Origin of the sequence: Streptomyces sp. 15-116A, from assembly GCF_025290915.1 — a bacterium.
Classification (GTDB): domain Bacteria; phylum Actinomycetota; class Actinomycetes; order Streptomycetales; family Streptomycetaceae; genus Streptomyces.
Map to the genome: position 1 here is coordinate 17,970 of NZ_JAOCQE010000062.1, position 9,982 is coordinate 27,951.

9 protein-coding genes are annotated in these 9,982 nt (G+C 72.0%); 3 read left to right on the forward strand and 6 right to left on the reverse strand.

Annotated elements, in window-relative coordinates:
* Positions 1 to 67: 67 nt before the first annotated feature.
* A complete protein-coding gene (locus N4P33_RS13600; protein ID WP_260826663.1) occupies positions 68 to 946 on the forward strand; it encodes an arginase family protein in 879 nt (292 codons plus the stop codon).
* On the opposite strand, the gene N4P33_RS13605 is transcribed toward N4P33_RS13600, so the two are convergent.
* Together N4P33_RS13605 and N4P33_RS13610 are read right to left on the reverse strand one after the other, a co-directional pair.
* Entirely contained in the window at positions 906 to 1,394 is a 489-nt protein-coding gene (locus N4P33_RS13605) for an ATP synthase F0 subunit B (protein WP_260826664.1), read from the reverse strand. The two genes, N4P33_RS13600 and N4P33_RS13605, sit on opposite strands and share 41 nt — an antisense overlap.
* A 258-nt stretch (positions 1,395 to 1,652) precedes the next feature.
* The gene (locus N4P33_RS13610; protein ID WP_260826665.1) at positions 1,653 to 3,119 is read right to left on the reverse strand and encodes an amino acid permease; all 1,467 of its coding nucleotides are present in this window, start codon (positions 3,117 to 3,119) and stop codon (positions 1,653 to 1,655) included.
* A 216-nt stretch (positions 3,120 to 3,335) separates the two neighbouring features.
* Between N4P33_RS13610 and N4P33_RS13615 the strand changes: the two genes are divergently transcribed.
* On the forward strand, positions 3,336 to 4,034 hold the full coding sequence (locus N4P33_RS13615) for a MerR family transcriptional regulator (RefSeq protein ID WP_260826666.1): 699 nt from the start codon (positions 3,336 to 3,338) through the stop codon (positions 4,032 to 4,034).
* A 42-nt stretch (positions 4,035 to 4,076) separates the two neighbouring features.
* Here N4P33_RS13615 and N4P33_RS13620 read toward each other — a convergent pair whose 3' ends face one another.
* The 4 genes from N4P33_RS13620 to N4P33_RS13635 all read right to left on the reverse strand — a co-directional run bounded on the left by N4P33_RS13620 (position 4,077) and on the right by N4P33_RS13635 (position 9,234).
* Positions 4,077 to 6,257 carry a 3-hydroxyacyl-CoA dehydrogenase NAD-binding domain-containing protein gene (locus N4P33_RS13620; protein WP_260826667.1) on the reverse strand — a complete coding sequence of 727 codons (2,181 nt, stop codon included), beginning with the start codon at positions 6,255 to 6,257 and terminating at the stop codon, positions 4,077 to 4,079.
* A 44-nt stretch (positions 6,258 to 6,301) separates the two neighbouring features.
* A complete protein-coding gene (locus N4P33_RS13625; RefSeq protein ID WP_260826668.1) occupies positions 6,302 to 7,516 on the reverse strand; it encodes an acetyl-CoA C-acetyltransferase in 1,215 nt (404 codons plus the stop codon).
* A complete protein-coding gene (locus N4P33_RS13630; protein WP_260826669.1) occupies positions 7,513 to 8,700 on the reverse strand; it encodes a CaiB/BaiF CoA-transferase family protein in 1,188 nt (395 codons plus the stop codon). The genes N4P33_RS13625 and N4P33_RS13630 overlap by 4 nt, the downstream gene beginning before the upstream one ends.
* Positions 8,701 to 8,853: 153 nt before the next feature.
* Positions 8,854 to 9,234, reverse strand: a complete 381-nt coding sequence (locus N4P33_RS13635) for an MmcQ/YjbR family DNA-binding protein (protein WP_260826670.1) — start codon at positions 9,232 to 9,234, stop codon at positions 8,854 to 8,856.
* A 90-nt stretch (positions 9,235 to 9,324) separates the two neighbouring features.
* On the opposite strand from N4P33_RS13635, the gene N4P33_RS13640 reads away from it, so the two are divergent.
* Positions 9,325 to 9,982 (forward strand): trans-acting enoyl reductase family protein (locus tag N4P33_RS13640; protein WP_260826671.1); only part of this gene is annotated, 658 nt, incomplete at its 3' end.

Below are 9,982 nucleotides of genomic sequence, written 5' to 3' on the forward strand. Positions count from 1 at the left end.
GCGACCTACGGTGGGGTGCGGTCACCCACACCCCGAGTGCCGCCCCCACCGAGCGAGGGAGCCGGACATGCGGGACGTCGCGATCATCGAGGCACCGTCCGTGCTCGGGCTGCGGCCCAGCGGGGTCGAGGAGCTGGCGGGGGCGCTGCTCGGTGCGGGGCTGGCCGAGGGGCTGGAGGCGGTGGTCGCGGGCCGGGTCGAGCCGGCCGCCGCCTACGACCCGGTGCGCGACCCCGGCACCGGTGTGCTGAATCCGGCCGGTATCGCCGCGTACTCCGTCGCGCTGGCCGACGCCGTGGGCGGTGTGCTCGATGCCGGCCGGTTCCCGGTCGTGCTCGGGGGTGACTGCAGCATCCTGCTCGGCAATCTGCTCGCCCTGCGCCGCCGCGGCAGGCCCGGGCTGCTCTTCCTCGACGGGCACACCGACTTCTACCAGCCGGCGGCGGAACCGCTCGGCGAGGCGGCGTCGATGGATCTGGCGCTGGCCACGGGCCGCGGGCCGGACGTCCTCACCGATCTGGAGGGGCGCGGCCCTCTGGTGCGGGACGAGGACGTGGTGGCCCTCGGTTTCCGGGACGCGGAGGAGTCCGCGGCGGCGGGGATGCAGCCGTTGCCGCCGGCGCTGCACGCGATGGATCTCGGCACGGTACGGGCTCTGGGCGCGGCGGAGGCGGCGGCCCGCGCGGTCGCCCTGCTGCCGGACACCGGCTACTGGATCCACCTGGACGTCGACGTCCTGGACGACGACGTCATGCCCGCGGTCGACTACCGGATGCCGGGCGGGCTGACCTGGGAGGAGCTGGAGACGGTGCTGCGCACGGCGCTGGCGGGTCACGGGGCCGTCGGCCTGGACGTGACGATCTTCAACCCGCGGATGGACCCGGACGGGAGCATCGCCGATGCGCTCACCGTGTCTCTGCTGCGGGCGTTCGGGGCGCGGGTCTGATCGGCTCGCCCACGACCCTGCTCGCCAGCTCGACGGCCAGCTCGGACGCGTACTGCCGCAGTTCGGCCTCGGCCGCCCGGCGGTCGGAGTCGAAGCGGGCGGCGGCCTCGGCGAGCATCCCGTCGACCTGGTGCACACCGTCGGCGCGGGCGGCGGCGATGAGCGCGGCGCCCTCCTCCTCGGCGCGCCGCCGGATGGCCGCCGCGTCGTGCCGGGCGTCGGCGAGCACGGCACGCACCTCCGCCAGCCGGGCCTCGGCGTCCGCCCGCACGTCCTGGGCCTGCCGCCGGACTCCGTCGGTCGCCTGGTCGCGGGCTTCCAGCACCCGGTCGATGCGGCGCATCAGCCGGCGCAGGACGAGATGACAGACGGTGAAGAGGACCACCGCCGCCACCAGCCCCTCGACCGGGGGGTTCAGCGGCCCGATGTCCATCGGAATCAGCTCCATGCCGAATGCCATACCCGAAACCGGGCACTAGGCGCCGTGGGGGCGTGCCAGTCGTTCAGGTGCGGCCCGTATGTGGCTGGTCGCGCAGTTCCCCGCGCCCCTTCAGGTCGGCTGCTCAACCCGGTGATGTCGCGTGGTCGTACACCGTGACGGGTATCCCCCGCCGGACCAGCGTGTCCCGGATCGCCCTTGCTGCCTGTCCGTATGCCGCGCTGCTCGCCACCGTACGGGCAGGCACTGACAGTGCCCTGTGAGCTGTTACTTCGTGAGGTCGGCCAGTTCGCGGTCCGTCGTGTGGGCGACGCGGCGGCGGACGGCGTACCAGCCGGCGACCAGCATCGCGGCGATCACCGGGACCAGCAGCAGGGTCTTGCGGCCGACCTCCGGGTCGTTCCACATCAGGGCGAGGACGGAGACCAGGAACGCGATGGTGGCGATCTCGGTGACCGGGCTGCCGGGGAGGCGGAAGGACGGGCGGGTGACCAGGCCCGCGCGGGCGCGGCGGACGAAGACCAGGTGGCAGATCATGATGATCACCCAGGTGCTGATGATGCCGAGCGAGGCGACGTTCAGCACGATCTCGAAGGCCTGGTGCGGCATGAGGAAGTTCAGGCCGACGCCGAGCACGCACACCGCGCAGGTCAGCAGGATGCCGCCGTAGGGCACCTGGCTGCGGTTCATGCGGGCGGTGAACTTCGGGGCGGAGCCCGCCATGGCCATGGAGCGCAGGATGCGTCCGGTGGAGTACAGGCCGGAGTTCAGCGACGACATCGCGGCGGTCAGGACGACGAGGTTCATGATGTCGCCGGCCGCGGGGACGCCGATCTTCGACAGGACGGTGACGAAGGGGCTCTCGTCGGCCGAGTACATCGAGCCGGGCAGCAGCAGCGCCAGCAGGACGACGGAGCCCACGTAGAACAGGCCGACGCGCCACATGATCGAGTTCACGGCGCGCGGGACGACCTTCTCCGGCTCGGCGGTCTCGCCCGCGGCCACACCGACCAGCTCCAGCGCGGCGTACGCGAAGATCACGCCCTGCATCACGAGGACGACCGGCATCACGCCGTGCGGGAGGAAGCCGCCGTTGTCGGTGATCATGTTCAGGCCGGGCGTGCCGCCGCCGACCTCGTGCTGGGTGGCGAGCAGGAAGACGCCGACGAACATGAAGGCCACGAGCGTGGCGACCTTGATGATCGCGAACCAGAACTCCATCTCGCCGAAGATCTTCACCGAGATCAGGTTCACGGCCAGCACCACCGCGAGCGCGATGAGCGCGAGCACCCACTGCGGGATGTCGGTGAACAGGCTCCAGTAGTGCGTGTAGAGCGCGATCGCGGTGATGTCGGCGATACCGGTCGTCGACCAGTTCAGGAAGTACATCCAGCCGGCGACGTACGCGCCCTTCTCGCCGAGGAATTCGCGCGCGTACGACACGAAGGAGCCCGACGACGGCCGGTACAGGACCAGCTCGCCGAGCGCGCGGACGACGAAGAAGGCGAACACGCCGGCGACCAGGTAGGCCAGGGCCAGCGCCGGTCCGGCGTCGTGCAGGCGGCCGCCCGCGCCGAGGAAGAGGCCGGTGCCGATGGCGCCGCCGATGGCGATCATGTTGACGTGGCGGGCCTTGAGGTCCTTGCTGTAGCCGGCGTCGCCCGCGTCGGCGGGGACCTGGGCCTGCGCGGGGCGCGCCTCGGCCGTTGCCGTGTTCACGGCGTCCTTGCTCACGGGTGGTTCCACTCTCTGGTGCGCTCGGGCGGGTCACGCCCGGCTGTCCGGATTGCCTCGGCCGGCGCCCGATCACGGCACAGACCAAGGGGGCACCTTTCCTGATGTGCGCCGCCTCATGCGATGGCGCACGTCACATCGCGGAACATGTCACACACATGAAGTGCCAGGCCAACCAGGTTTCACAGCACCGGTGAGACAGCGATACTGCTGCACATGACGACCGACGCCGAGGAGCCGACGCTCACCATCGACGAACTGGCGGCCCGCGCCGGTGTCACCGTCCGCACAGTGCGTTTCTACGGCACCAGGGGGCTGCTGCCGCCGCCGGTGCTCGGCCCGCGCCGGGTCGGCCGCTACGGGCGGGATCATCTGGCCCGGCTGGCGCTCATCGAGGAGTTGCAGCGTCAGGGCATGACGCTCGCGGCCATCGAGCGCTACCTGGGGCAGCTGCCGCCGGGCATCTCCGCGCGGGAGCTGGCGATCCAGCGGGCGGTGGTGGCCTCCTGGGCGCCGGGGACGACGGAGGCGCTCTCGCGTGAGGAGCTGGAGCGGCGGGCGGGCCGGGCACTGGACGACGAGGAACTGAAACGGCTGGTCGCGCTGGACATCGTCGAGGAGACCGGTGACGGTTTCCGCGTCGACGCCGGCCTGCTGCGGCTCGGCGTCGAGCTGCTGGACGTGCCGCTGTCGCACGAGACCGTCCTCGCCGCCCGCACGGCCCTGACCGAGCACTCCCGCGCGGCGGCCCGCGAGCTGTCGCGGCTGCTGCGCGACGCGGTGGCGGAGCGGGAGGCGCGGGATGTGAAGTCCCTGTCCGCCCATATGCATCCGCTCGTGGTGCAGGCGCTGCTCACCACCTTCCAGCGGTCACTGAAGGAGGAGCTGCGTCAGTGGCTCGACGACGAGGGATGAGCCCCCTGGAGGTCAGGGGGCTCCGTCGCGCCGCTCGGTGCCTCAGCGGGCGTCCGTGAACACCTCGCCCTTCTCCGCCTTCTCCACCAGCAGTGCCGGCGGCGTGAAGCGGTCGCCGTAGCGTTCGGCGAGCTCACGCGCGCGTGCGACGAATCCGGCGACACCGCCGTCGTAGCCGTTGATGTACTGCAGCACGCCGCCGGTCCAGCCGGGGAAGCCGATGCCGAGGATCGAGCCGATGTTGGCGTCGGCGACCGAGGTCAGCACGCCCTCCTCCAGCAGGCGGACGGTGTCCAGCGCCTCGGAGAACAGCATCCGCTCCTGCATGTCGCGGAACGGGATCTCGTGACCGGGCTTGGTGAAGTGTTCCCGCAATCCGGGCCACAGGCCGGCGCGCTTGCCGTCCTCGCCGTACTCGTAGAAGCCGGCGCCGCCGCTGCGGCCGGGGCGGCCGAACTCGTCGACCATGCGGTCGATGACGGCCTCGGCGGGGTGCGGCGTCCAGGTGCCGCCCGCCTCCTCGACGGCCCGCTTCGTCTCGTTGCGGATCTTGCGCGGGAGGGTGAGCGTCAGCTCGTCCATCAGGGACAGCACCTTGGCCGGGTAGCCGGCCTGGGCGGCGGCCTGCTCGACCGAGGCGGGCTCGATGCCCTCACCGACCATGGCGACGCCCTCGTTGATGAAGTGGCCGATGACGCGGGAGGTGAAGAAGCCGCGCGAGTCGTTGACGACGATCGGGGTCTTCTTGATCTGCCGGACCAGGTCGAAGGCGCGCGCGAGCGCCTCGTCGCCGGTGCGCTCGCCCTTGATGATCTCGACCAGCGGCATCTTGTCGACGGGCGAGAAGAAGTGCAGCCCGATGAAGTCGGCCTGGCGCTCGACGCCTTCGGCGAGGGCGGTGATGGGGAGCGTGGAGGTGTTGGAGCACAGCAGGGCGTCCGGTGCGACGACCTGTTCGATCTCCTGGAAGACCTTGTGCTTGAGGGAGGTGTCCTCGAAGACCGCCTCGATCACCGCGTCGCAGCCGGCCAGGTCGGCGGCCTCGGCGGTGGGCGTGATGCGGGCGAGGAGGGCGTCGGCCTTCTCCTGGGTGGTACGGCCCTTGGCGACGGCCTTGGCGCACAGCTTCTCGGAGTAGCCCTTGCCCTTGACGGCCGCCTCCAGGGAGACGTCCTTGAGGACGACGTCGATGCCGGCGCGGGCGCAGGAGTAGGCGATGCCGGCGCCCATCATCCCCGCGCCGAGGACGGCGACCTTGGTGACCTGGCGGGGCTCGATGCCCTTCGGGCGGTTGGCGCCGGAGTTGACGGCCTGGAGGTCGAAGAAGAACGCCTGGATCATGTTCTTCGACGTCTGCCCGGCGGCCAGTTCGACGAAGTAGCGGGCCTCGATGACCTGGGCGGTCTCGAAGTCGACCTGGGAGCCCTCGACGGCGGCGGCGAGGATGTTGCGCGGGGCCGGGTAGGGGGCGCCGCCCGTCTGCTTGCGCAGACTGGCCGGGAAGGCGGGCAGGTTGGCCGCGAATTTCGGGTGGGACGGGGTGCCGCCGGGGATGCGGTAGCCCGGCTTGTCCCAGGGCTGGGCGGACTCGGGGTGGGCGTCGATGAAGGCGCGGGCCTTGGCCAGCATGTCCTCGGGGCTGTCGGCGACCTCGTCGACCAGGCCGTTGTCCAGGGCGCGCCGGGGGCTGTACTGCTGGCCCTGGAGGAGGACCTTCAGCAGGGCGTCGGTGATGCCGAGGAGGCGGACGGTGCGGACGACGCCGCCGCCTCCGGGGAGCAGGCCGAGGGTGACCTCGGGGCAGCCGATCTTGGAGCCCGGGGCGTCGAGGGCGACGCGGTGGTGGCAGGCGAGGGCGATCTCGTAGCCGCCGCCGAGCGCGGCGCCGTTCATCGCGGCGACGACGGGCTTGCCGAGGGTCTCGATGCGGCGCAGGTTGCGCTTGATGGCCATGCCGCCGTCGAACAGGTCCTGGGCGGTCTCGGGGGTGACGCGGATGAGGTCGCGCAGGTCGCCGCCCGCGAAGAAGGTCTTCTTGGCGGAGGTGACGATGATGCCGCGGATGCCGTCCTTCTCGGCCTCCAGGCGGTCGGTGATCGCGGCGAGCGACTCACGGAACGCCTGGTTCATGGTGTTCGCGGACTGGTCGGGGTCGTCGAGGACGAGGGTGACGACGCCGGTGTCGTCCTGCTCCCAGCGGATGGTGGTGGACTCGGTGCTCATGAGGGTGTGCTCCAGGTGATCCGTCGTGGTCCGTCGGGAGAGGGTCAGATGCGCTCGACGATGGTGGCGACGCCCATGCCGCCGCCCACGCACAGGGTGGCGAGGCCGTAGCGCTTGTCCTGGCGCTCCAGTTCGTCGACGAGCGTGCCGAGGATCATCGCGCCGGTGGCGCCTAGGGGGTGGCCGAGGGCGATGGCGCCGCCGTTGACGTTGACCTTGTCCAGGGAGAGGCCCATGTCCTTGACGAAGCGCAGCACGACCGCGGCGAACGCCTCGTTGATCTCGACGAGGTCGATGTCGTCGATGGTGAGCCCGGCCTTGGCGAGGGCCTTGCGGGTGGCGGGGGCGGGGCCGGTGAGCATGATGGTGGGCTCGGAGCCGGAGACGGCGGCGGAGACGATCCGGGCGCGCGGGGTGAGGCCGTAGCGCTCGCCGACCTCGCGCGAGCCGATCGCGACCAGCGCGGCGCCGTCGACGATGCCGGAGGAGTTGCCCGCGTGGTGCACGTGGTCGATCTTCTCGACCCAGTGGTACTTCTGCAGCGCCACCGCGTCGAAACCGCCGAGTTCGCCGATGTCGGCGAAGGACGGCTTGAGCTTGGCGAGGGAGTCGGCGGTGGTGCCGGGGCGCATGTGCTCGTCGTGGTCGAGGACGATCAGGCCGTTGCGGTCCTTGACCGGGACGACGGACCGCTCGAAGCGGTTCTCCTTCCAGGCGGTCGCCGCGCGCTCCTGGGAGAGGGCCGCGTACTCGTCGACGTCGCGGCGGGAGAAGCCCTCCAGGGTGGCGATCAGGTCGGCGCCGATCCCCTGCGGCACGAAGTTGGTGGCCAGGTTGGTCATCGGGTCGTTGAACCAGGCGCCGCCGTCGGAGGCCATGGGCACGCGGGACATCGACTCGACACCGCCCGCGAGGACCAGGTCCTCCCAGCCCGAACGCACCTTGGCGGCGGCCAGGTTGACGGCCTCCAGACCCGAGGCGCAGAAGCGGTTCTCCTGGACGCCGGCCACCGTGTCGGGCAGGCCCGCGGCGATGGCGGCGATGCGGGCGATGTCGGAGCCCTGGTCGCCGACGGGGCCGACGACGCCGAGCACGATGTCGTCGACTGCGGCCGGGTCGAGGTCCGGGAAGCGGGCGCGGATCTCGTGGATGAGCCCGACGACGAGGTCGATGGGCTTGGTGCCGTGCAGGGCGCCGTTGGCCTTGCCGCGTCCGCGCGGGGTGCGGATCGCGTCGTACACGTACGCTTCGGTGCTCACGAGGAGGCCTTTCGCTGAGGGTGGTCGGACCGTCGGGGGTGCTGGGGGCCGGGGGCCGTCGGCAGAAGTCGGGGGACGTCCCAGTCGCGCGCCACCTCGGCGGTGTCCTGGCCGGGGAGGGCGGGGCCGGTGCGCACGGCGGCCGGGGTGGCGGAGAAGCGCGGGGCCGGGGCGGGCTGGGTGATGCCGCCGTGGTCGGTGAAGGTGCCGCGGGCGGCCAGGTGCGGGTGGTGCGGGGCCTCGCGCAGGGACAGCACGGGGGCCACGCAGGCGTCCGAGCCTTCGAAGACGGCCGTCCACTCCTCGCGCGTACGGCTCTTGAAGCGGGCGGCGACCTGTTCGCGCAGGTCCGGCCAGCGGGTGACGTCGGTGCGGGCGGACGGCTGGTCCTCGATGCCGAGCAGGCGCAGGAACTCGTCGTAGAACTGCGGCTCCAGCGCGCCGACCGCCATGTGCCGGCCGTCGGCGGTCTCGTAGGTGCCGTAGTAGGGGCAGCCGCCGTCGAGCAGGTTGGCGCCGCGGCGGTCCTGCCAGGCGCCCGCGGCGAGCATGCCGTGGATCAGCGCGGAGAGGTGGGCGGTTCCGTCGACGATGGCGGCGTCGACGACCTGCCCGGTGCCCGTCGCGCGCGCGTGGTTCAGTGCGGCCAGGACACCGACGACGAGGTAGAGGGAGCCGCCGGCGAAGTCGCCGAGCAGGTTGGCGGGGACGGCCGGGGGCCGGTCCGGGTCGCCGAGCATGCCGAGGGTGCCGGTGAGGGCGATGTAGGCGATGTCGTGCCCGGCGCGGTCGGCGAGGGGCCCCTGCTGGCCCCAGCCGGTCATGCGGCCGTAGACGAGACGCGGGTTGCGGGCGTGGCACTCCTCGGGGCCGACGCCGAGGCGTTCGGCGACGCCGGGGCGGTAGCCCTCGATCAGGATGTCGGCGCGGGCGGCGAGGTCGAGGACGCGGGCGGGTCCGTCGGGTGCCTTGAGGTCGACGATCACCGAGCGCTTGTTGCGGTTGGTGACGTCGTGCGCCGGGTCGATGGCGAGTCCGGGGCCGCCGGGGCGGTCCACGCGGACGACGTCGGCGCCGAGGTCGGCGAGGAGCATGGCCGCGAACGGGCCGGGCCCGATCCCGGCGAGCTCGACCACGCGCACACCGGCGAGCGGGCCGGGTCCTGGCGTCTTCGCCTCGGTCATCCTGAGCTCCCCGCTGTGACACAACTGATGTAACACCAGTGATGCTAGGAACGTGTTCCACCCGGCACAAGACCTGACGAGCAAGCGCTTAGCCACTGTACGACGGGTGACCGGATTCCGCGCCGTTGTCACGAGGCTGCCGCGTCGGCCCGGTCAGCGCGCGTCCAGCTCCGCGGCCAGGCGCTTGGGCGCGATGGTGCGGTAGCTCTCCTCCACCCAGTCGCACAGCAGCTCGGCCGCCGGGGCGCCCTTGGGCTCCAGCGGGATGCTCACCCAGCCGGACTTCCCCAGGCCGTATCCGGCGGGTTCGGCGCCGGGGCAGGCCAGCGCGTGGGCGTGCGCCGTCTCGTCCGTGAGCTTCACGGTCACCCCCAGCGGGTAGCTGCCGTCGTCGACGCCGAGGAAGACGAACACCTTCTTGTTCACCTTGGCGACGGTCTCTCCCCAGGGGTGCTCCTCCGTGGCGCCCGGCAGCCCGAGGGCGTACTCCCGTACTTTTTCCCACTTCTTCAGGGCGTTCCTGGGCACGGCCATCGGTTTCCTCCGGGCTCGTCGTCGGGCTCCGCACTCCACACGCTAGCCTCGGCCACCGACAACGGCGCGGCTGCGGGACCAAGGGGTGTCATGAGCAGGCTGAACAGGACGGACCGTCCGTACGACATCGTGCTCTTCGGAGCCACCGGCTTCGTCGGGACGCTCACCGCGGAGTACCTCGCCGCGCACGCTCCCGAGGGGCTGCGCTGGGCGATCGCGGGCCGCAGCACCGAGAAGCTGGAGCGGCTGCGGGAGCGGCTGCCCGGCGGCGGCGAGGTGGGGGTGCTGCGGGCGGACGTGGCCGACCCGGACTCCCTGCGCGCCCTCGCCGAGCACGCGCGCGTGGTGGCCACGACCGTGGGCCCTTACGTGCGGTACGGCGAGGAACTCGTCGCCGCCTGTGCGGACACCGGCGCCGACTATCTCGACCTCACGGGCGAGCCCGAGTTCGTGGACCTGATGTACGTGCGGCACGACGCACGCGCGCGTGAGACGGGGGCTCGGCTGGTGCACGCCTGCGGCTTCGACTCGGTCCCGCACGACCTGGGCGCCTACTTCACGGTGCGGCAGCTGCCGGAGGGGGTGCCGCTCACCGTGGACGGCTTCGTCTCCGTGGACGCCGCGTTCTCCGGCGGCACCTTCGCCTCGGCGCTGGGCCAGTTCTCCCGGTACCGGCAGCTGCTCGCGGCGGCCCGGGACCGGCGGCGCCACGAGCCGCGGCTGGTGGGCCGCCGCGCCTCCGCACCGG